23 protein-coding genes are annotated in these 22611 nt (G+C 69.2%); 9 read left to right on the forward strand and 14 right to left on the reverse strand.

Translation table 11 applies throughout. From position 1 onward, the window contains the following. The first annotated feature begins 16 nt into the window (after positions 1-16). Both JS278_RS11785 and JS278_RS11790 read left to right on the forward strand, forming a co-directional pair. Positions 17-1333 (forward strand): sensor histidine kinase, encoded by a 1317-nt coding sequence (locus JS278_RS11785; protein ID WP_114045355.1) that lies wholly within the window; start codon positions 17-19, stop codon positions 1331-1333. Further along, positions 1321-1962 (forward strand): response regulator transcription factor, encoded by a 642-nt coding sequence (locus JS278_RS11790; protein WP_114045356.1) that lies wholly within the window; start codon positions 1321-1323, stop codon positions 1960-1962. Before JS278_RS11785 ends, JS278_RS11790 begins: the two co-directional genes overlap by 13 nt. Here JS278_RS11790 and JS278_RS11795 read toward each other — a convergent pair. From JS278_RS11795 to JS278_RS11815, 5 genes are all read right to left on the reverse strand, one after another. Next, positions 1943-2992: a hypothetical protein gene (locus JS278_RS11795; RefSeq protein WP_114045357.1), complete on the reverse strand. Its 1050-nt coding sequence runs from the start codon at positions 2990-2992 to the stop codon at positions 1943-1945. The two genes, JS278_RS11790 and JS278_RS11795, sit on opposite strands and share 20 nt — an antisense overlap. Next, positions 2982-4634: an HsdM family class I SAM-dependent methyltransferase gene (locus JS278_RS11800; RefSeq protein ID WP_114045358.1), complete on the reverse strand. Its 1653-nt coding sequence runs from the start codon at positions 4632-4634 to the stop codon at positions 2982-2984. The genes JS278_RS11795 and JS278_RS11800 overlap by 11 nt, the downstream gene beginning before the upstream one ends. Before the next feature lie 58 nt (positions 4635-4692). Further along, positions 4693-5697, reverse strand: a complete 1005-nt coding sequence (gene gap, locus JS278_RS11805) for a type I glyceraldehyde-3-phosphate dehydrogenase (protein ID WP_114045359.1) — start codon at positions 5695-5697, stop codon at positions 4693-4695. After that, positions 5694-6305, reverse strand: coding sequence for a TetR/AcrR family transcriptional regulator (locus JS278_RS11810; RefSeq protein WP_245935103.1), 612 nt, complete (start codon positions 6303-6305; stop codon positions 5694-5696). The genes gap and JS278_RS11810 overlap by 4 nt, the downstream gene beginning before the upstream one ends. A gap of 88 nt (positions 6306-6393) precedes the next feature. Next, positions 6394-6945, reverse strand: a complete 552-nt coding sequence (locus JS278_RS11815; protein WP_114045361.1) for a type 1 glutamine amidotransferase domain-containing protein — start codon at positions 6943-6945, stop codon at positions 6394-6396. 85 nt (positions 6946-7030) lie between these two features. Here JS278_RS11815 and JS278_RS11820 point away from each other — a divergent pair, with 85 nt between their 5' ends. After that, positions 7031-7567: a hypothetical protein gene (locus JS278_RS11820; protein WP_114045362.1), complete on the forward strand. Its 537-nt coding sequence runs from the start codon at positions 7031-7033 to the stop codon at positions 7565-7567. Here JS278_RS11820 and JS278_RS11825 read toward each other — a convergent pair. After that, positions 7564-8589, reverse strand: coding sequence for a MerR family transcriptional regulator (locus tag JS278_RS11825; protein WP_114045363.1), 1026 nt, complete (start codon positions 8587-8589; stop codon positions 7564-7566). The genes JS278_RS11820 and JS278_RS11825 overlap by 4 nt on opposite strands. Next, entirely contained in the window at positions 8576-9217 is a 642-nt protein-coding gene (locus JS278_RS11830) for a HEAT repeat domain-containing protein (protein ID WP_114045364.1), read from the reverse strand. The genes JS278_RS11825 and JS278_RS11830 overlap by 14 nt, the downstream gene beginning before the upstream one ends. A gap of 142 nt (positions 9218-9359) precedes the next feature. Here JS278_RS11830 and JS278_RS11835 point away from each other — a divergent pair, with 142 nt between their 5' ends. Further along, complete coding sequence (locus JS278_RS11835) at positions 9360-10184, forward strand: DUF1684 domain-containing protein (RefSeq protein WP_114045365.1); 825 nt, start codon at positions 9360-9362, stop codon at positions 10182-10184. Between the two features lie 4 nt (positions 10185-10188). Here the strand turns inward: JS278_RS11835 and JS278_RS11840 are convergent, their stop codons facing one another. Further along, on the reverse strand, positions 10189-10623 hold the full coding sequence (locus JS278_RS11840) for a DUF6069 family protein (protein WP_114045366.1): 435 nt from the start codon (positions 10621-10623) through the stop codon (positions 10189-10191). Between the two features lie 101 nt (positions 10624-10724). On the opposite strand from JS278_RS11840, the gene JS278_RS11845 reads away from it, so the two are divergent. Beyond that, positions 10725-11288, forward strand: coding sequence for a TetR/AcrR family transcriptional regulator (locus JS278_RS11845; protein WP_114045367.1), 564 nt, complete (start codon positions 10725-10727; stop codon positions 11286-11288). On the opposite strand, the gene JS278_RS11850 is transcribed toward JS278_RS11845, so the two are convergent. Then, complete coding sequence (locus JS278_RS11850) at positions 11289-11858, reverse strand: TetR/AcrR family transcriptional regulator (RefSeq protein ID WP_114045368.1); 570 nt, start codon at positions 11856-11858, stop codon at positions 11289-11291. Between the two features lie 118 nt (positions 11859-11976). On the opposite strand from JS278_RS11850, the gene JS278_RS11855 reads away from it, so the two are divergent. Beyond that, the gene (locus JS278_RS11855; protein ID WP_114045369.1) at positions 11977-13620 is read left to right on the forward strand and encodes an FAD-binding protein; all 1644 of its coding nucleotides are present in this window, start codon (positions 11977-11979) and stop codon (positions 13618-13620) included. Between the two features lie 9 nt (positions 13621-13629). Here JS278_RS11855 and JS278_RS11860 read toward each other — a convergent pair whose 3' ends face one another. Both JS278_RS11860 and JS278_RS11865 read right to left on the reverse strand, forming a co-directional pair. Then, on the reverse strand, positions 13630-14619 hold the full coding sequence (locus JS278_RS11860; protein ID WP_114045370.1) for an SRPBCC family protein: 990 nt from the start codon (positions 14617-14619) through the stop codon (positions 13630-13632). Between the two features lie 41 nt (positions 14620-14660). Then, the gene (locus JS278_RS11865; RefSeq protein ID WP_114045371.1) at positions 14661-14993 is read right to left on the reverse strand and encodes an ArsR/SmtB family transcription factor; all 333 of its coding nucleotides are present in this window, start codon (positions 14991-14993) and stop codon (positions 14661-14663) included. A gap of 63 nt (positions 14994-15056) precedes the next feature. On the opposite strand from JS278_RS11865, the gene JS278_RS11870 reads away from it, so the two are divergent. Then, positions 15057-15881, forward strand: a complete 825-nt coding sequence (locus tag JS278_RS11870) for an endo alpha-1,4 polygalactosaminidase (protein WP_114045372.1) — start codon at positions 15057-15059, stop codon at positions 15879-15881. 25 nt (positions 15882-15906) lie between these two features. On the opposite strand, the gene JS278_RS11875 is transcribed toward JS278_RS11870, so the two are convergent. Then, positions 15907-16938, reverse strand: a complete 1032-nt coding sequence (locus JS278_RS11875; RefSeq protein WP_114045373.1) for a Gfo/Idh/MocA family oxidoreductase — start codon at positions 16936-16938, stop codon at positions 15907-15909. 59 nt (positions 16939-16997) lie between these two features. Then, on the reverse strand, positions 16998-17831 hold the full coding sequence (locus JS278_RS11880) for a helix-turn-helix transcriptional regulator (RefSeq protein ID WP_220149964.1): 834 nt from the start codon (positions 17829-17831) through the stop codon (positions 16998-17000). A gap of 34 nt (positions 17832-17865) precedes the next feature. Between JS278_RS11880 and JS278_RS11885 the strand changes: the two genes are divergently transcribed. Further along, positions 17866-18396 (forward strand): VOC family protein, encoded by a 531-nt coding sequence (locus JS278_RS11885; RefSeq protein ID WP_220149965.1) that lies wholly within the window; start codon positions 17866-17868, stop codon positions 18394-18396. Positions 18397-18445: 49 nt separating this feature from the next. Next, positions 18446-19180, forward strand: a complete 735-nt coding sequence (locus tag JS278_RS15860; protein ID WP_147243199.1) for a hypothetical protein — start codon at positions 18446-18448, stop codon at positions 19178-19180. Between the two features lie 3 nt (positions 19181-19183). Here JS278_RS15860 and JS278_RS11895 read toward each other — a convergent pair whose 3' ends face one another. Continuing rightward, positions 19184-22549, reverse strand: coding sequence for a DEAD/DEAH box helicase (locus JS278_RS11895; RefSeq protein WP_245935104.1), 3366 nt, complete (start codon positions 22547-22549; stop codon positions 19184-19186). Positions 22550-22611 lie beyond the last annotated feature (62 nt).

Consider the following 22611-nt stretch of genomic DNA (forward strand, 5'->3'; position numbering starts at 1 on the left):
TTCTAGGTTGGGGACCATGGCAAGTACACCTGTGGCACGACGCCATCCGGCCGCGCCCGAACCGGCGCGTGCGGCGCGATGGGCATCGGGAGTGGGACGACGACTCGGCTACGAGTTCTGCGGATTCATCCTGGCGGTGGTGGCCTTCGTCCTGGTCATCCCGTTCTTCTTCGCCGGCGTCGGCACCTCGATCGTCTGGATCGGCCTGCCGATCCTCGTCCTCACAACCCTGTTCGCCCGCAGCTTCGCCCACCTGGAGCGCACGATGCTGCGAGGAATGCTGAGGATCGACGCCCCCACGCCGCAGCACAAGACTCCCTACCCCGGTGCGGGCTGGTTCTCCCGGATGCTCACCCCGCTGCGCGATCCTCAGTCGTGGCTCAACATGGCCTGGGTCTTCGTCGACTTCTTCCTGAAGCTCATCACCTTCGTCATCTCCGTCGTGTGGTTCGTGGGGGCTCTGGCGACGATCGCCGGGCCGATCACCGAGATCGTGCTGCGCCTGGTGCTGCCGGACGACGACTACAGCGGCCTGGGCGAACTGCTGGGGTTCAGCGGCCAGGCCGCTCTGGTGTTCGACCTCGTCAGCGAGTTCCTCATCGGCCTCGTCTTCCTGCTCACCCTCTCCCCGGTGCTGCGCGGGCTGACCGGCCTGCACCGGGTGATCAGCCACGGCATGCTGTGCTCGCGCTGGGACGCCCAGCAGGAGCTGGAGCGCACCAGGGCGTCGCGGTCGGCGGGCCGGACGGCCGAGTCCGAGGGCCTGCGCCGCCTGGAGCGCGACCTCCACGACGGGCCGCAGCAACGACTCATCCGCTCATCGATGGATCTGGCCCGCGCCGAGCGGATGATGGGCCGGGAACCCGAGCGGGCGGCGTCCCTGATCGCCGAGATCCGCGGCCAGACCAATGCCACCCTGGCCGAGCTGCGCCAACTCTCACGGGGCATCGCCCCTCCGCTGCTGGTCGATCGGGGGCTGGGGGCGGCGCTCGCCGAGATAGCCGGCAACTCGACGATCCCGACGTCGGTCGACTGCCCGCCCGGCAGGCTCCCGCTGCACGTGGAGACGGGCATCTACTATGTGGCCTCCGAGGCCTTGGCCAATGCCAACAAGCACTCTCGGGCGACGTCCATCGCGATCAGAGTGACCGTTGACGGCCACAACGCCGCCGTGCGGATCTCGGACAACGGGATCGGCGGCGCCCAGAATCTCGCGGGCCACGGTCTGCAAGGATTGAGAGAGAGGGTGGCCTCGCTCGAGGGCTCCCTGAGCATCGGCTCCCCCGTCGGGGAGGGCACCAGTGTGGAGGCGGTGATCCCATGCGCATCGTGATCGCCGACGACTCGGCGCTCATCAGGGAGGGTCTGCGGCTGATCCTGGAGGACGCCGGCCACGAGGTGGTCGGATCCGCAGGATCCGAGCCCGAACTCGTCGCCGAGGCCCTGCGGGCCCGCCCCGATCTCACGATCGCTGACATCCGGATGCCCCCTCACCACACCGACGAGGGCCTTCGTGCGGTCAAGCGGATCCGGGCCGAGTGGCCCGGCGCCCCGGTGCTGCTGCTCAGCCAGTACGTGGTGGTGTCCTACGCCGAGGAGCTGATGTCCTCGGGATCGGAGGCCACCGGATACCTGCTCAAGGACCGGGTCTCGGACATCGACGCCTTCAACGACGCCGTGGACAGGGTCGCCTCCGGTGGGCTGGTGATGGACCCGGAGGTCGTCTCCCAGGTGATCTCCGCCCAGCGGCGCACGCCGCTGGACGAGCTGACGGCCCGGGAGCGCGAAGTTCTGGAGCTCATCGGGCAGGGCCTCACCAATGCCACGATCGCCGAGCATCTGGTGATCACCGACGGGGCGGTGGAGAAGCACATCCAGCGGATCTTCGCCAAGCTGGGGCTGGCCGCCGACGCGAATGTGCACCGCCGGGTGATGGCGGTGCTCACTCTGCAGAAGGGCTGATCAGATTCCGCGGTTCGCTGCGTCTCCGGCGCGCCTCCGCATGAAGTGTCACCGGCGATACCCTCAGCACTCGTTCGACAACGCCCTGGAGGAAGACAGCGACCCGAAGATCGGGAGGGACCAGCTCCTCACGAATCCGGACGCCCGGGAACTGCGCAATGACAGCGTCGAGATCGCCGACCTCATCGGCCGTAGCCGTGGCTCGTCCCGAACTCTGGTCCAACGGTTCAAGGCCCGCTTCCCCAGCAGCCCGAGTGGCCTCCTGCCCGGCTTCGTCCTCAATACGATCGTCGTCGTACTCCATCGGCAGCAGACAGACTGAATGGTAGGCGTCATCCTCCTCGCCCAGCTTCCGCATCAGATCGACCAACCACGCCCCCACCGCTGGAGCATCCTCGAAGACCGTGCTCCGGATCCCGAAGAAGAAGCCCAGAGCCGCAAGGGGATGCCGTGATCGCAGATTCTTCGCGTCGCCGTACGCCTCCTCGATCCGATTGGGAGCGTTCTTCCCGAAGCTGGAGTCCATCCGCTTGGTACTGATCATCAGTTCCGGACCGGTCTGCCAGTTGGACATGACGACGTCCACCTGCTTCGTGTAGTTCTTCCCCAGCACCACAGCCTGGGATGGTGCCACGTTCTTCGGTGGATTCGTTCCACCGAGTCGCTCACACATCTGCCTGCGTTCGTCTCCTTGGAGCGAGTCGATCAATCGGGCGAGCGGGACAGGCAGTACCCGTGGCGGGGTTGCGCGCGGCCAGACGGCGTCGCGGTCAAATCCCGAACGCCTCATCTCATACGCCAACCACACATCGAGTGCCAGAGCCGGAACACCGGTCTGGGTCGCGGCCCGGAGGTGGAGCGGTACTCCTAACAGCCGGGAGAGCGTCGCGAAATCCGGCCTGTAGGCGACCGTACCGCCAGAATCTGTGCACCACGGATTGCTGAACACCCCGTCCGGTGCCGCACGTGCCACGACACGGTCAAGCAGCTTCCACCCCGCGGCCTTCACCGAAGGCGCCCTACCTGCCATCTCCACTCCTCCTTGTGATGCGACGTTGAGCCATGTCAGCGGCCGCCGATCGGATCATCCTCAGATCGACCGGGGTCATCGCGTCACCGGCTCCTAGAAGCACGCTGTCGACCAGTGCGACAGCGTCCAGCAACCGGCCATTCCCCAAGGCTTCCACGACCTCCTCACGGACAGAGTCCAGACCGTGGGCGGCGTCTGATACGAGCGTCTCACTCGGTACGAGCCAGCGGACAGCCTCGCGGGGCTCGATCTTGAGGATTCCTCCACCGTAAGAACGACCGGAGAGTTCGGCATCCAGGAGCGTCACAGAGTTCAGACTGGCTATCGGCAGGTATGTCCGGCCGGACTCCTGAATATCAGGGAACAGATAGACGCCGTGAACTGAATTGAGATGGCGAACGCCTGCCTCATTCGTCGTAAGGCGCGGAGTGTCCGCATTCATACATGTCAGGAATAGATCTGGAGTTTCCAGGACAGGGACCCGATACCACGGCGTCCTCACTCGGCATTTGTACGCCTCATTGATTCCCGCCTCACAACCCGCGCTTACATATTTCCGGGCGGCACGATCCAACGGATCCTGTGGCCTAAACAGCAAGACCGAACGACCCGATTCCCGGAGTCCGGCGAATTGCTCACAAGTGAACTCCAGGCCCCGGAGATGCCCGCTTCCGGGTGGGCTGATGGCCATCAGGTCGTCAGTGGCCAGGCCGAGTTCTGCCGCACGGGCCGCGGACAGGGCGAAGTACTTGTTGTTGCCGGTCACCGCTCCAAGGCGAATTCTTCCCCAGTAGCCCAGCCCGGCAAAGGCTCCGGACTTCTTGAGTCGGGCCAGTATTCCCATCACATCCGGCGATACGAGAAGATCGGTCCACTTCGCCTCGGGACTGACCGGCGTCCTCGTCACGGGCTCTGGAAGGTCGACCAGGTCCGAGGATCGATGAACGCGCCGAATTGCTGCCGATGTCGTGGATCGCCCGCACTGATCAGCAAGAAGCAGAACGGTATCGGTCTCGGCGTCATCGAAGACCTGCCGTTCGAACAGTACAAGCTCAACCGAGCCGAAATGTTCGAAGAGAAAACGCCGAACCGGAGCAGCGTAGTTCACGCTCAGCAGCTCAGCGGGAAGCACCATTCCGAGCCGGCCACCGGGCTTCAGGACGGAGGCGGCGTGAACCACGAACGCCGCCCAGCTGGAGGCGAGCGAAGAAAGTGACACCCCCGCGCGCAGAGCCGCGCGGCGAGCCCTGCTCCTGGCAGGCCCGGTGAATCCCTGATAGCGGACGTACGGAGGATTTCCCACGACGGCGTCATACCGCCGCCCGTCATCCAGATCGAAGAAGTCCGCCACCCGGATCTGCGCTCGTCCGTCGGCCTGCGTCACGCGGATCCCGGCATCCGCGGCCGAGGCGCCATGGATCTCCACACCATGGACAACCGGATCGAGAGCCCCCAGCGCCCGGAGCCTCATGACGGCGGGGACGAGGAACGCCGCGTCCCCGCACGAGGGATCGATCACAAGGTCGCCACTGCTCCGCACTGCCCACTCGGTGATGAACTCTGCAACAGGAGCAGGCGTGAAGTAGGCTCCACGAGCCTTCCTCTCCTTGTCCTGCGCCTCTGATCGGGCTCCGACAGTCATGGCGACATCATCGCATCCGGGCCTGACACTTCACCCGGGCCGCCGCACTCACGCGGGATCAGATTCCGGCGCCGATCCTCTCGGAGAACTCGACGAGGCGGTTCGAGAAGCCCCACTCGTTGTCGTACCAGCCGAGCACCTTGACCTGGCGTCCGGCGACCTGGGTCAGCGGGGCGTCGTAGATCGAGGAGTGCGGGTTGCCGACGATGTCGGCCGAGACGATCGGGGCGGTCGAGTACTGGAGGTACTTCCCCAGCCGGTCGGAGGCCGCGGCCTCCTGGAAGGCGGCGTTGACGTCGTCGACGCTCACCGTCCGGTCCAGCACCGCGGTGAGGTCGGTGATGGATCCGACCGGCACCGGTACCCGCAGCGCGAATCCGGTGAGCCGTCCGTCCAGCTCCGGAATCACCGTGCCGATCGCCTTGGCGGCACCGGAGGTGGTGGGGATGGTGGACAGCGCTGCGGCGCGGGCGCGGCGCAGGTCCTTGTGCGGGGCGTCGTGGAGGCGCTGGTCGCCGGTGTAGGCGTGCACGGTGGTCATCAGGCCGGACTCGATGCCGAAGGAGTCGTTGAGCACCTTGGCCAGCGGGGCCAGCGAGTTGGTGGTGCAGGACCCGTTGGAGAAGACGTCGGAGGCGCTCGGATCGAGCGCGTCGTCGTTGACGCCGAGCACGAAGGTGGGCACGTCGCCCTTGGCCGGGGCCGAGACGATGACCTTCTTCGCGCCGCCCTTCAGATGGGCGCGGGCCTTCTGCCCGTCGGTGAAGCGGCCGGTCGACTCGATGACGACGTCGGCCCCCACCTCGCCCCAGCCGATGGCTGCGGGGTCGGGCTCCGACGTCACCGCGATGGAGCGATCGCCGATGTGGATGGTGGTCCCGTCGACCGAGACTCCGTCGAGATGGCCCGAGATCGAGTCCCATTCGAGCAGGTCTGCCAGCGTGGCGGCGTCGGTGAGGTCGTTGACGGCCACCACCTCGACGTCGGCGTCATTGGCCAGGGCGGCGCGCAGGTAGGTGCGTCCGATGCGGCCGAATCCATTGATTCCGATACGTACGGTCATGTCAGGTGTCCTTCCGGAACAGTCGGGTCTTGTGATGGTGAGGTCGGAGCGAGGGCCCGGAGCAGGTCGACCGCCCCGGCACGGGCATTGTCGAAGGGGGCCCGGTCGCCGGCGGCGATGGCCAGGACGTAGCCGCCCTGGATGGTCGTCGACATCATGTCGGCGAGATGGTCGGCGTTCAGCCCCGAGGGCAGTTCGCCGGCGGTGATCGCCTCGGAGATGACTCCGGCGAGCATGCCGTGCGTGGCCGCGAAGGCCACCTTGACCGGCGCCAGCAGCGCCGGGTCGGCGACCACCTCGGGGTCCTGGGTGAGTCGGCCGACCTTGCAGCCCTTGAGGGGCTGGTGGTCGTCGCGGCTCAGGTAGGCGATGAGGCGTTCCAACGGCGATCCCGGGCCCTCCAGGATGGCGATGGTGCCCGGCAGCAGCGCCCGGCAGTTGTGTTCGACGGCTGCCGCGCCGAGGTCTCGCTTGGAGGGGAAGTGGTAGTACATGCTTCCCTGTCCGATGCCGCAGCGCTCGCGCACGGCACGGGGGCTGGTCGCGGCGTATCCGCGCTCCCACAGAAGGTCGCTCATCGCGTCGACCAGTTGTTCTCTCGATCCCACGAGAATCACTGTACCTACCTCTAGGTACAGATACAAGACCGAGAAACCGGCCGCCCCGCCTGTCCGGGGCGGCCGGTGTGGCGAGCAGTCAGCTCAGCGCGGCGAGGATCTCGCGGTTGAAGGCCGGGAGATCGTTCGGAGTGCGCGAGGTGATGAGCCGGAAGCCGTTGGCCGGGCAGACCTTGGCCTCCTCGTCGACCCAGGTGGCGCCGGCATTGGTGAGGTCGGCCTGCAGCGTCGGGTAGGAGGTGAGCGTCTTGCCCCGGGCGACGCCGCTGTTGATGAGCAGCCAGGGGCCGTGGCAGATCGCCGCCACCACCTTGCCGGCCGCGGCCACCCCGGCGACGATCCGCTGGGCGTCCGCGTCGACCCGCAGGCCGTCGGCGTTGATCGTGCCGCCGGGGATGACGACGGCGTCGTAGCCCTCAGCCTGGGCGTCGGCCAGGCTGAGGTCGGGATCCACGGTGGGTCCGGGCTCCCTGTCCCCCTTGAGAGTCTGGATCGGGGACTTCTGGGGTGCGGCGACTGTGACGTCGGCGCCCTGCTCCTTGAGATACTCCAGCGGCTTACCGATCTCGTCGGACTCGGTGCCGTAATTCGTCGAGATGATCAGAATGTTCCTGCCGGTCAGTGCGGGCATCAGCAATTCCTCCTCGTGGACGGTTCTCCTGCGGGAACGGCACTACCGGTTCGTGTATTCCGCCCCCTGGTGCAAGAGTTGACGCATGGACGCCACAGATCAACAGGGCTCTCAGGATTATCGGGTTCGTCAGCTCGCCGCCAACATCCGGTCCGCCTGCAGGGTCCGCCGATGGGAGGCCGCCGATCTGGCCGGCGAGGCCTCCCGTCGCGGAGCGCCGCTCACCGAGGAGCGCGCAGCACAGCTGCTGTCCGGGGACCAGGAGCCGCTGATCAGCGAGGCCGCCGCCGTCGCCGCCGCATTCGACACCTCGGTCGAGGCGCTCATGGCCCGCCCCGATGACTTCGAGCGGGCTCTTGCCTGGACCTCGGTCCGCCACACGTACAAGGAGGCCAGGCGCCGTCTCATGCGCTCCGCCGGCGATTACGAGAAGGCCTCCGAGATGCTGTGCGACTACATGGACGGCGACTCGCACATCCCCCAGCTGGAGCGCGACGAGTTGGAGCATCAGCTCGCCCAGTCCTGCGCCTGGGTGGCGATGGACGCCTATGAGGATCACAATCCCTGGCGGCACCGCTGGGGCATCGCCGTCGACCCCGACGACCCGGCCTCGCGGATCTAGCCCAACAGGTACGCCGCCACCGACCTCACCGCCGGATCGGGGTCCCGCGTCAGGCCGTCCAGCACGTCGTGGGCATCGGGGCCGCCGACCTCCCCCAGCGCCTGGGCGATGCGGCTGCGCGCCTGCGAGGAGTCGGCTCCGTGAGCCTCGAGGCGGGCGGCGAGGGCGTTGACGGCCTCGGCCCGGATTCCCGTCGAGGTCCCGGCGAGAGCCGAGAGGGCCTCGGCGGCCTCGACGTCGTCCACCCCGGCGACCACCATCGTCACGAGCCGGGCGAGGAGCACCGGGGGTTCTGCGGCTCCGGACCGTCGCCGGGCAAGGAAGATCGCGGCGTGTCCCGCGACCCGCAGGTCGGGATCCCTGAGGAATCCGGCCAGCAGACGCTCCGATGCGGGGTCCTCGATCTCGTCGAGGGCCAGCACGACCCGCAGCCGCACACCCCGGTCGATGTCGCGTGATCTGGCTGCCAGCGCCTCGAGTCCGGGCCTCCCAGCACGGGCCACGGCCCATCTCAGGGCTCCGGCGACACCAGGATCGGGCTCGTCCAGGTAGCTGTCGACCAGCTGGCCGGCCAGCTGCGGCCCGTCGGGCTGCCGTGGCCCGGAGCCGTGCGACAGGGCCGCCGCCTGACGCCGGTCGGCGCTGCCCGAGCGCAGCGCCGACAGCAGGCCGACGACCTCGAGGATGTCCTGACCGCTGCGCGGCTCGCTGGCCTCGATCTCGCGCAGCCGCACCAGCAGGGAGTGCTCGGCGGCGATCCGGGTCTCGGTCCCGGCGATGAGTTCGGCGACCATCGCGGCGGCGTCGAAGCCGGGATCGTCCAGGGCCCGTCCCACCTGGGCCAGGGAGAGACCCAGGGTGCGCAGCGCCTCGGCGGCGAAGAGTCGGCGCAGATCGGCCGGGGCGTACTCGCGGTAGCCGGTGCCGGTGCGCGCCGAGGGTCTCACCAGGCCGATGCGGTCGTAGTGCCGCAGCATTCTCACGCTCACTCCGGAGCGTCGCGACACCTCACCGATCAGCATGGATCCGCCTCGCCTCCTCGACGGCGTCATCGAAAGCGGTCTCGGGGCGCTCCAGCAGGGTGAGGACGGCCTGCGCGTGGACTCGGGAGCGCCGGCCGCCGCTGCGGATCGTCTCGTCGAGGACGGGACGGGCGGGCTCGCCCAGCCCGAGCAGGGCCAGGCCGAGGCTCAGTCTCATACCGCGGTCCCCCCGGCCCAGCTGGGTGGCCAGACGCCGTGCCAGGGCCTCCTGATGTCCCTCGGGAACCAGCGCCACAGCGGCCCGCCACGCCGCCTTCGCGATGTCGACGTCAGGAGATCCGATGAACTCGTCGGTGATCTCCGGCCAGCCGCGAGGATCCCCGACCTTCGACAGGGCGTGCAGGGCCTGCGCCCTGGCCTGCGGATTCGCCGATCCCAGCTCCCGGATCAGAGCCGGGACGGTGACGTCGGCGGGATGGCTCAGCATGGCCCACACGAGCATGTCGCGGACGAAGAAGTCGGGTTCGACGCCGCTGCGCCCGATCAGTGCGGGCACATCGCCGGGGCGCGGGTCGGCACCCGCGGCCATCGCCACCTGCAGCCGTTGCGACGGCGAGGTGGATTCCAGTGCCCGGATGAGCTGGTCAGTGGTCCGTGTCTTGATCATCTCACTCTCCTTCTGACCATCACTGAACAGCCTGACACCGTGTCAGGGTCAAGCGGTCGCGATCGGCTCTCAGCGAGATCTGCGGGGCCCGGGATCCGGCGGCTACCGTTGAGGGGAAATCGTCGCCGAGGAGGAGACCGACATGTCCCAGACCGCCCAGGACACCCAGTTCGCCGCTGAATGGAAGAGCTGGCACGACGCCCACGAGGCCGCGCGCACCGATCCCCTCGGCATTCTCGCCGCGACCGGTCTCTACTTCCTCGACGACGATCCGCTGAGTGTCCCCGGCGTCCCCGGCTCCTGGCAGCTTGTCGACGGGCAGCCTCAGGTCGCGCTGCCCGACGGCCAGACCCTCACCGACGGTGGGCGCACCCTCACCGGCACCGTGGGCCTGGGGGAGCGGATCGCCGACGGCGGCGTGCTGCTGGGCTACACCGACGGGCGGGCCCACGGCGCCGCCGAGGTGGCCTGGCGGGGCTCCCAGGTGATGCTGCGACCCCGCCGCGACGACGGGGCCTATCTGGCGCACTTCCCCGGCACGCCCGCCTACCCGGCCGATCCGGCCTGGGTGGTTCCGGCCCGGTTCGAGGCCTTCGACCAGGCCCGCGACGAGACGGTCGGGGCGGTGATCGACGGACTGGAGCACCACTACACCGCACCGGGCGTGCTCACCTTCTCCGTCGGCGGCACCGAGTACCGGTTGACGGCCTTCAAAGGCGGGCGGGACGGATCGCTCATGGTCCTGATGCGCGACGCCACCAGCGGCGTGACGACCTACGGGGCGTCGCGCACCCTGAGCGTGCCCGCCCCGGACGCCGAGGGCAACACCGTCATCGACTTCAACAGGGCCTCGAACCTGCCCTGCGCCTACACCAACTACGCGACCTGCCCCCTCCCCCCGGCCGAGAACCGGCTGCCGATCGCCGTGGAGGCCGGGGAGAAACTGCCGCTGAGCAGGGTCGACTGAACTGTCATCGGGGTCGGCGGGTCCGTGCGCGGTGCGCCCGGTGACCGCCGACGATGACGACCGCCGCGACGACTCCGTGAAGGGCCATCAGGGCCCCCGTCGCCGCCGCGGAGCCTGCGCCGAGAGTCCCCAGCAGGGAGACTGCCGCGAGCACGACGGCCCCGATGGTCCAGATCCTCAGCCCCAGCGCCGAGACCCACTCGAGCCCGCGCAGGACGAGCAGGCCGATGATCGCCGCGACGGCGGCCATCAGGGCCACATCGCCCCCCGACACCGTCTGCACGGTGCCGTGTCTCAGGGTGACCGCGAGCCCGATCCCGCCGAGCCGTGCCGTCAGCAGCCAGGTGATCATGGCGCAGACGACGGCGGCGGCGACGATCACCAGATCGTTGATCCACAGTCGTGATTCGGACGGATTGGTCTTTCGTGAACCGGTCATCTCACTCATCCTTCGTACTGGTCGGGTCGTGACACTGACGACGTTCACTACGTTCGTAGTATGCTACCACTACATCTATAGTTCCCAAGAGAGGGTTCGTCATGGATCGACGCACGGCCATCGCCGACGCCGCGATGGAACTCGTGTCGGAAGGGGGCGGCCGCGCGCTGACCCATCGCGGGATCGACCGGCGGCTCGGCCTGCCGGAGGGCACCACCTCCAACTACGCGCGCAACCGGCGGGAACTGGTCCGGATGGTCATCACCAGGGTCGCGGAGATCGCCGAGCTGCGCCCACCCGCCAGGCAGCTGCCGACCACGATCAACGACGCCGTGGCGCAGCTGGCCGCCGCCCTCGAGGGCACGGTCACCCGAGGCGTCGACACCCGGGCGAGGATGGCCCTGTCGATCAGCTGCAGCCAGGACGCCGAGCTCCACGAGCTGCTCACCACGGCGTCCCCGGCTCGCGAGAAGCTCCTCGATGAGGCGGCCAGGATGCTCGCCTCGCTCGGAGTGCCCGAACCGGAGGACCGGGCCAACGACTTCATCGCTGTGATGAACGGGCTGCTCTACGACCGGCTGGCCGGCAACGGCATGCGCGGCCGACCGGCCGATGCGGCGTCGATCCTGCGCGCCTGGCTCATCGGAGTCGGCGCCCGCCGATGACTAACCGGTGTCTGCACCCCTCCCGGGCCCGGGGAGACCCAGGCCCGTCATGAGGGCCGCGACGTCGCTCCTGGCCGTCCGGCTGTCCATGGCCGTGACCACCACCCCGTAGCTGGCCCGCAGCGCTCGCAGCAGATCGACCGTCGTGATCGAGGGATCGACCAGTCCCCCGGCCCGGGCACGCACCAGCAAGGGTTCGATCATGCGCCCCAGGCGCGTGTCGGCCCCCACCGCCCGGGTCGCGCGACGCGACTCGACCGCCATCTCGATGAAGGCGATATCGGTGAGCACCATCTCCAGCGCCTCGCCCCACACGGTGGCGAATCCGCGATCACCGGACGCCCCGGCCGCCACCTGCTCCAGATGGTCCAGGTTCTCGTCGAAGACCGCCATGGCCAGTACCGAGCGGGTCGGGAAATGACGGTACAGGACCCCCTGCCCCACCCCGGCGTCCCTGGCGATCGCCGAGAGCGGTACACCGATGCCCCGTTCGGCGAAAAGACGGCGGGCGGAGGCCAGCAGCGCCCGCCGGTTGCTGCCGGCCGCCGCCGGACCGCGGTTCGGCTTCATCGGACTCCTCCGTCTCATCGGATGAGACGGGCAACTATACTGAACCGGACAATGTCGTCCGGTACCGGTGCGCATCCTCTCCTGCGCCCCCAGTGCCCGGCAAGAAGGGGTGAGTACGATGTCGGACTCCCATGATGAGACCTACGACGTGGTGGTTGTCGGCTCCGGGGCCGCCGCGTTCTCCACGGCACTGGGAGCTGTCGACGAGGGCCTGAGCGTCGTCATGATCGAGAGCACCGACCGATGGGGCGGCAACACCTCGATGTCGGGGGGCGGCCTGTGGCTGCCGAACAATCCTCTGATGAGGCGCGAGGGCGCCGCGGACTCCCGCGAGGAGGCGCTCGAGTACATGCTGACCACGATCGGCGATCCCGGCCCGGCATCCTCGCGAGCACGCATCGAGGCCTTCATCGACGGCGTCGACGACTTCGTCCTCACTGCCGAGAAGCACGGCATGCGCTTCATGCGCGACACCGACTACCCCGACTACTATCCCGAGCTTCCCGGGGGCAAGATCGGCCGGGCGATCGAGGGGATGAACTTCGACGTCAGGAGGCTCGGCGAGTGGGCCGCAACCCAGCGCGGCGTCGTCCCCCTCCCGGTGCGCACCAACGACATCTGGCTGCTGGGCCGGGCCTGGTCGACGCCGGGCGGCTTCGCCCGAGGCGCCCAGTTCGTGTTCCGGACCCTCGGCGGCCTGGTCAGGGGCAAGAAGCTCGTAGGACTGGGCGGGGCGCTGGCCGCCCACTTCGCCCACGCCGTCCTGGTCGACGCCCGGGTTCCGCTGCGGCTCAACTGCCCGGCCACCGGTCTGGCCACCGAGGGCGACCGGGTGATCGGCGTCAGGATCGGCTCCGGGGCCTCGCAGGCAGTGCTGCGAGCACGACGGGGCGTCATGCTCGGCGCCGGCGGCTTCGAGTCCAACCAGGAGTGGCGGCGTCGCTACCAGGACGTCACCGGCTACACCTCCGGCAGTCCCGGCAACCTGGGCGGGCCGATCGAGATCGCCCAGGATCAGGGAGCGGCTCTCGACTACATGGACGACGCGTGGTGGGGCGCCTCCCTGGCCCCGTACAAGGAGGGCCCGGCGATGGGTTTCCTGGTGGGTGAACGGGCGCTGCCCTACATGATGATCGTCGACGGGCAGGGCCGGCGGTTCGCCAACGAGGCCGAGTCCTACATCGATCTGGGTCATCACATGAACGACCATGACCGCGGTGGCGACTACTGGATGATCAACGACGCCCGCTACAACCGCCGTTACTTCCGCACCTTCTCCATCCAGCCCGGCCTCATGAAGGCCATGGCGGAGCAGGGGCTGCTCGCACGAGCGGACACCCTGGATCGGCTGGCCGAGGCGATCGGCGTACCGGCAGCGAATCTGCGAGGAACCGTGGAACGGTTCAACGGCTTCGCCCGGACCGGGCGCGACCAGGACTTCGGCAAGGGCGGCTCGGCCTACGACCGCTACTACGGCGACCCGACGGTGCATCCGAACCCCTGCCTCGGCCCGCTGACGAAGGGGCCCTTCACCGCCTACAAGTTGGTGCCCGGGGATCTGGGCACCAAGGGCGGCCTGGTGACCGACGCCGACTCCCGCGTGCTGCGCGACGACGGGTCGGTCATCGAGGGCCTCTACGCGGCCGGGAACACGACGGCCTCGGTGATGGGTCACACCTACCCGGGGCCGGGGTCGACGATCGCCCCGGCCTCGGTGTTCGGGCTGCGAGGAGCACGCCACATGGCGGCCTCCCAGCAGTAGGCGTGCGCATCAGACGACGGGGCGGGTGAGCAGCAGGTTCTCCAGCCTGGCGTAGGACATCTCCATGCCGTCGACCATCCCGGTGCCGAGGATCATGTCCCGGGTGGCGGCGTCGGGGAACTCCATGACGGTCGTGAGGAGGGTGACGCCGTCCTCCTCGGTCAGGGTGAGGTCGTTGGTCACGGTGGGGCCCTCGACACCCGTCATCCTCCCTGCGGTGACGATCCGGAAGGGCTCATCGAGGAACAGCAGCTGGTCGTCGAAGCCGAACGGTTCGCCCTCGACGCCGGGATCGGGAGCCCAGCCGAAATGGCTGGACCGGCCCACCTCGGTCGTCACCTCGCAGATGGTCATCGACCATCCGTCGGGGCCGAGCATCCACTGCCGGATGAGCACGGGATCGGTCTGGGCCCGCCAGATCACCGACCTGGGGGCGGCGATCGCCCGGGTGACGCGCACCAGGGTGTCGGTGAGCACCTCCATGCGGGTGCCCTTTCCGGCGAACCACTCGCGCAACCCGGCCAGAACGGCGTCGATCTGCCCCATGGCCAGGCGGGTGCCCTCGACGACGCCCATCTCGAGAACGGTCTGGAGCGCCTCCAGGGAGGCGAAGTCCGAGGTCGTGGTCATCCGGGTGCCCTGATCGGTGGCTTCGAAGGCGAACCTCATCCGCATCACCGGCATCCCGGGGGCCGGGTCGCCGTGCTCGTCGGTGAACAGGTCGTCGACGGTGAAGCTGCGCTCCGGTTCGATCTCGACGAAGTCCCACCGGGCGTACGACTTCTCCCCGGCGGGGCCGTTCATGTGGTAGAGCGCCCGGCCACCCACTCTGTGATCCCACTCGGTGAAGGTGGCCGGATAGGTGGGCGGACCCCAGAACCGTTCCAACTGGCGGGGATCGGCGTAGGCCCGCCAGACCCTCGAGACGGGATGGGCGAAATCGGCGATGACGGTGAGGGTGAGGTTCTTCTCGTCGGTGATGATGTCGGTGACTGGCATGTCTGGCTCCTTGTGGAGTCGGGTGGAGTGGAGTCGCTTGATCAGCCATCCAGGAGGGCGTCGAGTCGCTCGATGCGCCCTTTCCACAGATCTTCGTACTGCGCCAGGAGTGCTCTCGCCAGGGCGATCCGCTCGGGATCGGCTCTGACCAGGCGGGTGCGCCCCTGCGCACGCTTGACGATGAGCTCGGCCTCCTCCAGCACGGTCACATGTTTCTGGACCGCCGCGAAGGACATCTGATAGGAGCGGGCGAGTTCCGAGACGCTGACCTCCCGTGTCATCGTCCGGCGCAGGATATCGCGCCTGGTCGACGCCGCCAGGGCGTGGAACAGGCGGTCCTTCTCGGCCTCGCTGAGCCCAACTTGTGTAACCATTTGGTTGTATATTACTCGGGCTCGGGTCACCTTCAGGTCCTCGGCGAGGATAGGTTCGGACCCATGCCACCGCTGCGGCGCAGAACCCCGGTCCTGCTGGTCCTGGCCGTCCTCCTCGGCTGCTCCCCGGCGACCGACCGGAATCCACCGTCGCGCACGACCCCTCCCCCGGCGGCCGGACGGGTGGACTACCAGCTGGGCGGCCCCTACCCTCCCCACCCCACGGCGCGGATCACGGTGCGCGACTCCTCGGCCCGACCGGTTCCCGGTCTCTACAACATCTGTTACGTCAACGCCTTCCAGACCCAGCCGGGCACGCTGACCACCTGGCTGAGGCGCCATCCCGACCTCGTCCTCTCCCGTGGCGGCAGGCCCGTCACCGATCCCGACTGGCCGGACGAGGCGCTTCTGGACACCTCGACCGATTCCGGACGCCGCAAGCTGGCAGCGCTGCTCGACGCCGACCTCGCCAGGTGCGAACGATCGGGGTTCGACGCCGTGGAGCCGGACAACCTGGACTCCTACCTGCGCTCCGGCGGCCGCCTGGTAGCGGCCGACAACGTGGCCCTGATCGCCGATCTGGCTCGCCGCGCGCACGCCCGCGGGCTGGCGGTGGCGCAGAAGAACGCGCCCGAGATCGGCCGGGCCGGACGTGACTCCGCCGGGCTGGACTTCGCCATCGCCGAGGAGTGCCAGGTCTACCGGGAGTGCGACCACTACACCGGCCTGTACGGGCGCCGGGTCATCGAGATCGAGTACACCGACAACGGCGCCAAGGCGTTCGCCCGGGCCTGCGGACTGCGAGGACGCGAGATCTCGGTCCTGCTGCGCGACCGCGACGTCGTGCGCCGCGGCGAACCGGGATACGTCTCGCGCTGGTGCGACTGAGCCGTCTGCGCAACCCGCCCGTCGATCAGGCCTCCGGAACCACGGAACGCCCCTGTGCGTCGCCGAGCCGGGCCGCGTCCAGCACCGCGATGGTGTGGAGCACCTGCTCCGCGGTGGTCGGTGCCTCACCCGTTCCTGTGATCGCGGCGTGGAAGCGGCGGTAGAACTCGGCGTAGTCGCCGGCCCCTGACGGCACCTTCCGGGACCCGTCAGCGGTCACAAGGACGCCCCATCGCTCCTCCTCCTCGACCCCCCAGGCACCTGCCGGGGCGGTGGCCGGGCGCATCCCGGCGCTGAGCTGCTCGGTCTGGCGGTCGCTCATGTGCGACTCGTAGTAGCCATCGGAGCCGTAGACGGTGAACTCCTTGGCCACGCGACGCGACAGCTTGGAGGCGGAGACGTCGCTGAACACCCCGGAGACGTGGTGCAGACCCAGCGCGAAGCCGACGTCGACGCGCCCCTCGGGCAGGTCGACCTGGTCCAGATGGGCGTCGACCCGGGCGACCGGCCCGAAGAGCTGGACGGCCTGGTCCACCAGGTGGGCGCCGAGATCGCGCAGCAGTCCGTGCTGGGGGCCGACCTCCAGGCCGCCGGGCTCGTCGAGATCGAAGACCAGACGGGAGCGGCGGAGACCTCCGAGGATGCCGGACCCGAGCACCTTCCGCACGGTGACCAGGTCGGTGTCGAAGCGGCGGTTCTGGAAGACGCAGAGCACCTTGCCTGTCGCACGGGCGGCCTCGACGAGCTCCCTTGCCCCGGCCAGGTCGGGGGCGAAGGGCTTGTCGGCGACGACGTGGACGCCGCGCTCCAGGGCGTGCAGCACCAGTTCGCGTCGGGTCTGCGGCGGGGTGGTGATGGTGACCGCGTCGACGCCGGCGTCGATGAGTGCGTCCATCGTGTCGAAGGCGGGCACCCCGGGCGCCTCGACGGCCAGCGTCTCGCGTCGCCGGGGGCTGCGGGTGACGACGCCGACGATCTCCCACTCGGTGGCGGCCTGGATGTAGGGCAGGTGGAAGAGGTGTCCACCGGTTCCGTATCCGACGAGTCCGATCCGCATGAGGTCTCCTTCGACGTCTGATGGCGGCCATGACCGCCGCCGATTGATATGTCAGAACATTACAGCCCGGTAGGTGGGCGTCGGTCGGTTCCGGAGCTGTCGGCGCCGGCCCGGTAGTCGCGGGCCGTGATGCCGAGAACCCGCCGAAAGTCGGTGCTGAGGTGGGCCTGATCGGCGTACCCGAGATCGGCCGCGACCTGGGCGATCGTCAGGCCGGGTTCGGTGCGCAGGCGTTGCGCGGCCTCCTGGAGGCGGTAGCGGCGGATCACGGCCAGGGGCGGCAGCCCGAAGTATCGCTGCGCCAGGCGTTGCACCGCTCGCATCGAGTATCCCAGCCGATCGGCGACCTGCTCGACCCTGATGATCCTCCGGTCGGTGGCGATGAGCCGTTCCATCTCGTCGGCCACCAGACCCGCCTCGTCGGGTTCACCCAGATGCGTCGCCACCCAGCCGGCGACCGCGCGCACCGCCTCCTCGTCGCCGGTCCGCGGGTCCGGGGACGCCATCGCATCGACCACCGCGGCATGAAGACCGGGAGCGCTGAAGGGCACCTCGTCGTCACGGATGGCGGCCGGTTCCAGACCGAGCGACGGGACGGCCGCCGGTCTCAGCAGCGCGCCGACGGCCCAACCCCGTCCGGTCAGGTCGCGGTGGGAGGCACCGGTGGCGGGGCCCGACAGGGTCACCCCATCGGTCTGCACGACGAGGTTGGAGGCCGGGAAGGGCAGGAGTCTCTGACGCGAGGTGACGCCCGGTTCCAGATCCCAGCGCGGAATCCAGATCCATCGGACCAGGAGGTCGACCTGTCGGGGCGCCGGGAACCGGTCGAAGGTGGGCAGCCGCGCCGGGTAGAGCACGCCGCGCCGATCCGGGGGGTTGTCGCGAATGTTCAAGCTTCCCGTGCCTCCCGCCCGTACCGTCGATCGCATGACTGAACAACAGATGACCGAACACACTGCATCCCATGCCGGGGTCACCGGCAGGTACACCACCGACGGCGTCCCTCACGGCTGCACGAGTCTGACGCCCTTCCTGGTTGTCCGCGACGCGGCCGGGGCCCTCGACTTCTACCGGACGGTCCTTGGCGCCCGGGTGGTCGACGTCACCGAGATGGGCGGGGTCGTCGTCCACGCCGATCTCGATCTGGGGCACGGCCACCTCCAGCTGGGCGAGGCGAGCCCCGACTTCGGCACCGTGCCGCCGCCCGAGGGCGACCAGGCGTGCTACTCGATGGGGTTCTACTGCCCAGACGTGGACGCCGTCGTCGCGCGTGCCGAACGGGCCGGGGCGACGGTCCGCGAGCCGTTGAGCACCTTCGTCTCCGGTGACCGTTTCGCATCGATCCGCGATCCATTCGGGGTCCGCTGGTCGATCATGACGCGTGTGGAGGACCTCTCGGAGGCCGAGAGCGGGCGACGGGTCGCCGAATGGGCGGCGAGCCAGCAGACGCGGGGGTGAAGGCCTCCGGAACCGGGCGGTGAACCCGCTGCACGTAAAGTGCCCCGGCATGGATGACACAGCCGACCATCCCGGACAGCCCGGCATCCTCCCCGCCGGGACGGTCCTTCTCATCGCGGGACTGCTCGGAGCCGCCCTGCTGGCGGCCAACAGCGACATTGCGCTGGCCGACGACCTCGACGCGGTTGCCAGAAAAGTCGACGAGGACGGCAACCGGGCCTTCTACACCTTCATCGTCTTCTGGGCCATGATGATCGGCCTCGCCTGCGCCGGCCTGGCCTCCGTCGCGGCCCTCCTGGCCCGCTCCGGCGGCGCGGCGCGCGGCCTGGGCGCTGCTGCGGCCACGCTGGCCGGGATCGCCGGAGCCGTCCTGGTGATGGTCCCGGTCTTCTACTCGGCGCTCGTCAACGAATGGGATCCCGACATCAAGGACGGATCCCTCACCACTGGCGGTTACGCCGTCGACGTCCTGGAGTCCATCCCCTTCGGGGCGTCCCAGGCCGGCATCGGAATCCTTCTCGTGGGTCTCGTGATGCTCGCCGCGGCCTTCTTCGCCAGCGACGAGATGAACGGGGCGATCGGCATCCCCCCACTGATCCTCAGCTTCTTCATGATCGCCGTCCTCGAGGAGGGCCGGGGCGTCTCGAACTTCATGGTTCCCCTCGCCGCCCTGATCGTCGGCGCCCCGGTGACCTGGTACGGCTGGGCCATGAGGCGCGGCGGGCGCACGACGCCGAGACGGCCGCTCGGCCCCACCCCACCCGCTCCGCCCGCTCAGCGCTGAGGATCAGCTCAGCAGCATCCGCACGTCCTCGGCGCTCAGTCGCGAACCGCCGGTGGCTGCGGCGCCCTCCCCGGCATCGAGGACCCCGGAGATGAGTTCGCGCTTGGCGTCCTGGAGGGCCAGCACCTTCTCCTCGATGGTGTCGCGCGCCACCATCCGGTAGACGTGAACGGGCCGCGTCTGGCCGATCCGGTGTGCGCGGTCGACGGCCTGGTTCTCCGCGGCCGGGTTCCACCACGGGTCGGCGAGAATGGCGTAGTCGGCCTGGGTGAGATTGATGCCCACGCCGCCGGCCTTGAGGCTGATGAGGAAGACCGGATCGTCTCCCTTGGTGAAACCGTCGATGACGGCTCTGCGGTGCCCGGTGGTGCCGTCGAGGTAGGAGTAGGCGATGTGCTCGTGGTCGAGACGCTCTGCGATCCGCCGGAGATAGCGGGTGAACTGGCTGAAGACGAGCACCCGGTGGCCCTCTTCAGCGGCCTGGGCGAGCAGGGGCACGAGTGCGTCGAGCTTGGACGAGGGGGCCTTGGCCTCCTCCCCCTGGTCGACCAGCGACGGGTCGATGGCCAGCTGGCGAAGCCGGGTCAGCGCCGAGAGCACCTCGATCTGGTTGTGATCGATGTCCTCGGTGAGCTGGAGGACGCGCTGACGCTCGTGCTGGAGCTGACGCTCGTAGGCCCGCCGGTGGGCCGGTGCCAGGTCGACGTGGAGCACCTGCTCCTGCTTGGCGGGAAGGTCGAGGGCGATCTGGTCCTTGCTGCGGCGCAGCAGGAAGGGGGCGATGCGCCGGCGCATCGTGTTCATCCTCTGGCCGGCGTCGTCCTCGTCGCGTTCGATCGGACGTCGGAAGGCTGTCTGGAACTGCTTGTGGCCGCCCAGCAGACCGGGAGCGGCGAGGGCGAAGACGGCCCACAGCTCGTCGAGGTTGTTCTCCATCGGGGTGCCTGTGACGGCGTAGACGACCGGTGCGCCGATGGTCTTGATGCAGGCGAAGACCTTGGATGCGCGGTTCTTGGCGTTCTGGGCCTCGTCGAGCAGCATCCCGGCCCAGGGCTGGGCCGCGTAATCGTCGGACTCCAGGCGCAGCAGCGCGTAGGAGGTGACGACGACGTCGGCCCCGGCTGCGATCTCGGACAGCGGTGTGCCACGGCGCCGTTGCGTGGCTTCGATCATGGCGACCCGCAGGCCCGGGGTGAATTTCCCGGCCTCCTCGGCCCAGTTGGACACCACCGAGGTGGGCGCCACGACGAGCCAGGGCGGGCGGACGGCCTCCTGCTCTGAGTGCTCCCGTTCGTCGAGGATCATCGCCAGGGCCTGCACCGTCTTGCCCAGGCCCATGTCGTCGGCCAGCACACCGCCCAGACCGGAGCGTCTCAGCCCGGCCATCCATCGGAATCCGGCCAGCTGGTAGGGCCTCAGGTCGGCGGTGAGACCGTCGGGCACCTCGGCGGGCTCCGGCGGTTCGGCGATGGCGCGACGCACGGCGTCGAACCACTGGTCCTGGGAGGTCTGCACGATCCCCAGCGAGAGGAGTTCCTCCCACCAGGAGATCCGCACCGCGGGCACCTGGACGCCTTTGCGGCGCTGGTCGCCCAGTTCCGCGGCCTCGGCGAGCAGCTGCCGCAGCTGGTCGAGCTCGGGGTTGTCGAGTGTGAAGTAGGTGCCGTCCTCCAGGAAGATCGCCTCATCGTTGAGGGTGAGTCCCCTGATGAGGGAGGAGATCGGCAGCCGGTGGCCGTCGACCTCGACGGTGATCTCCAGATCCAGCCAGTCGTTGCCGGCATCGGCGCCCAGCCCGACATGGACCTGAGGGTCGGCGACCTGGCGGAACTGCGGCAGATCCTCGGCCTCGATGACGACGCCGAGTTCCTCGAGCCCCGGTCTCACCTCGTCGACCAGGGTGATGACGTCCATGCCGTCCAGCCGGGACTCGGGGCGCAGCTCGGGTCCGTCGGCATCACTCAGGACGGCCGGCAGCCCCGACAGCGCGTCGAGGACCGGGGCGAGGATCTCCTCCTCCCGGTCGACGTCACGACCCGGGTCGAACCGGCCGGCGCGCAGGGCGAGCGGCCCGCGGCCCCGGCCCCGGTCGTCGCGGTAGTGCCAGGACCAGCGCAGATGGGCGTGCGGGGTGGGGTCGGTAGCCGTGGCCCCGGAGACGCCGAGTTCCAGGTGGAGGCCGGGGGCGGGCGGATCCGGAGGTGTGAAGGAGCCGTCGGGAGACGCCCAGTCCAACTGCGCGATACGGGGGAAGACGTCGGTGATGAAATGGTCGTATCCCTCGGCGGGGATTCGCAGGGCCCGGGGCTCGGCGGCGAGCTGGGCCCAGGACCGGTCGGCGGCATGGTCGAGGCCGGCCAGGTGCAGTCCCGTGCTGTCGCGCCAGGCGATGCCGTGGGGAGGGTCGCCGAGCTTGGCCGTCGGGCTGTCGGCCGGCATCTGGGGATGACGCAGGTCGGCGCTCAGCGTGAGATCTCCCGCGCCGTCGCGGGAGATCTGGATGTCGGCGAGGGCCGGGGTCTCCTCGAGATGGACCGGGCTGAACCGTCCGTCGTCCTCGATCAGGGGTACTCCGACGTCCCTGATGCGTTCCAGCACCGCCCACAGGGCCTGGCTGTCGATGCCCTCCAGAGGCAGCGGATCCTGGCCACCCAGATAGGCGGCACCGCTGTAGAGCTTGTGCAGCGCGTCGACGGCCGCGCTCTGAACCGGTGACACGGTGGCGTCGCCGCCCTGGACCGTCCACCACGAGATCCCGCTCTTCACCCATTTCTTCGTCTTGCCCGGGCGGACCGGCCGGACCGTCACCGATCCGGCGGGGCTGCCGAAGACGAAGCCGCCCTGGTTGAAGCCGCGCACGGGGACCCTGCTGCCCAGCAGCGCCGCGCGGAACTGCTCGACGGTGCGGTCGGGGGTGAAGCTGACCAGCAGGCCGAGCGGCCGGACGGCCGATCCGGAGCCCGGCGCCATCGACGGGCTGAAGATGCGGTCGAGGGTCCGGCTCCAGGCGGGCGGCTTCGGCGGGGCGGCCGGCAGGTCCCGGGGCACCAGGGAGGGGGACGCGCCGATGCCGGGGTCGAGGCCCTGGTCCCGAAGGTCGGCGAGCACCACGGCCACGCAGTGCTTGCAGTTGAATCCGACCGGGCAGGTGCAGGTGCCGTCGATGGCGCAGAGCTGGTCGTCGAGATCCAGGTCGTAGGAGACGCGGATCGTGTAGTTGCGTCCCCGTGACCCTCGGCAGCGCCCGAGGACCTGGCCCGTCCTCGAGTCGAAATCGACGACGTGGGCGCGACCCCCGCGGGCGTACTGCTGCCCCAGCGACCACGTGCTGGGGGTCGCCAGGCCGAGGAAGGAATCTGGCCGTCTCACCCGGCACAGCCTAGGCGAGGCCGCTGACAGTCCATGTTTCAGCCTCTCATCCTCCGATCGGG

It is taken from the genome of Acidipropionibacterium virtanenii (assembly GCF_003325455.1).
Classification (GTDB): Bacteria; Actinomycetota; Actinomycetes; order Propionibacteriales; family Propionibacteriaceae; genus Acidipropionibacterium; species Acidipropionibacterium virtanenii.

What these genes read in the sequence shown, in the direction of transcription:
- JS278_RS11800 (WP_114045358.1), bottom strand. Translation starts at nt 4,634, where the DNA reads ATGACTGTCGGAGCCCGATCAGAGGCGCAGGACAAGGAGAGGAAGGCT.
- JS278_RS11790 (WP_114045356.1), top strand. Translation starts at nt 1,321, where the DNA reads ATGCGCATCGTGATCGCCGACGACTCGGCGCTCATCAGGGAGGGTCTG.
- JS278_RS11855 (WP_114045369.1), top strand. Translation starts at nt 11,977, where the DNA reads ATGTCGGACTCCCATGATGAGACCTACGACGTGGTGGTTGTCGGCTCC.
- JS278_RS11815 (WP_114045361.1), bottom strand. Translation starts at nt 6,945, where the DNA reads ATGCCCGCACTGACCGGCAGGAACATTCTGATCATCTCGACGAATTAC.
- JS278_RS11875 (WP_114045373.1), bottom strand. Translation starts at nt 16,938, where the DNA reads ATGCGGATCGGACTCGTCGGATACGGAACCGGTGGACACCTCTTCCAC.
- JS278_RS11865 (WP_114045371.1), bottom strand. Translation starts at nt 14,993, where the DNA reads ATGGTTACACAAGTTGGGCTCAGCGAGGCCGAGAAGGACCGCCTGTTC.
- JS278_RS11835 (WP_114045365.1), top strand. Translation starts at nt 9,360, where the DNA reads ATGTCCCAGACCGCCCAGGACACCCAGTTCGCCGCTGAATGGAAGAGC.
- JS278_RS11820 (WP_114045362.1), top strand. Translation starts at nt 7,031, where the DNA reads ATGGACGCCACAGATCAACAGGGCTCTCAGGATTATCGGGTTCGTCAG.
- JS278_RS11860 (WP_114045370.1), bottom strand. Translation starts at nt 14,619, where the DNA reads ATGCCAGTCACCGACATCATCACCGACGAGAAGAACCTCACCCTCACC.
- JS278_RS11870 (WP_114045372.1), top strand. Translation starts at nt 15,057, where the DNA reads ATGCCACCGCTGCGGCGCAGAACCCCGGTCCTGCTGGTCCTGGCCGTC.
- gap (WP_114045359.1), bottom strand. Translation starts at nt 5,697, where the DNA reads ATGACCGTACGTATCGGAATCAATGGATTCGGCCGCATCGGACGCACC.
- JS278_RS11840 (WP_114045366.1), bottom strand. Translation starts at nt 10,623, where the DNA reads ATGACCGGTTCACGAAAGACCAATCCGTCCGAATCACGACTGTGGATC.
- JS278_RS11795 (WP_114045357.1), bottom strand. Translation starts at nt 2,992, where the DNA reads ATGGCAGGTAGGGCGCCTTCGGTGAAGGCCGCGGGGTGGAAGCTGCTT.
- JS278_RS11845 (WP_114045367.1), top strand. Translation starts at nt 10,725, where the DNA reads ATGGATCGACGCACGGCCATCGCCGACGCCGCGATGGAACTCGTGTCG.
- JS278_RS11785 (WP_114045355.1), top strand. Translation starts at nt 17, where the DNA reads ATGGCAAGTACACCTGTGGCACGACGCCATCCGGCCGCGCCCGAACCG.
- JS278_RS15860 (WP_147243199.1), top strand. Translation starts at nt 18,446, where the DNA reads ATGGATGACACAGCCGACCATCCCGGACAGCCCGGCATCCTCCCCGCC.
- JS278_RS11850 (WP_114045368.1), bottom strand. Translation starts at nt 11,858, where the DNA reads ATGAAGCCGAACCGCGGTCCGGCGGCGGCCGGCAGCAACCGGCGGGCG.
- JS278_RS11825 (WP_114045363.1), bottom strand. Translation starts at nt 8,589, where the DNA reads ATGCTGATCGGTGAGGTGTCGCGACGCTCCGGAGTGAGCGTGAGAATG.
- JS278_RS11830 (WP_114045364.1), bottom strand. Translation starts at nt 9,217, where the DNA reads ATGATCAAGACACGGACCACTGACCAGCTCATCCGGGCACTGGAATCC.
- JS278_RS11885 (WP_220149965.1), top strand. Translation starts at nt 17,866, where the DNA reads ATGACTGAACAACAGATGACCGAACACACTGCATCCCATGCCGGGGTC.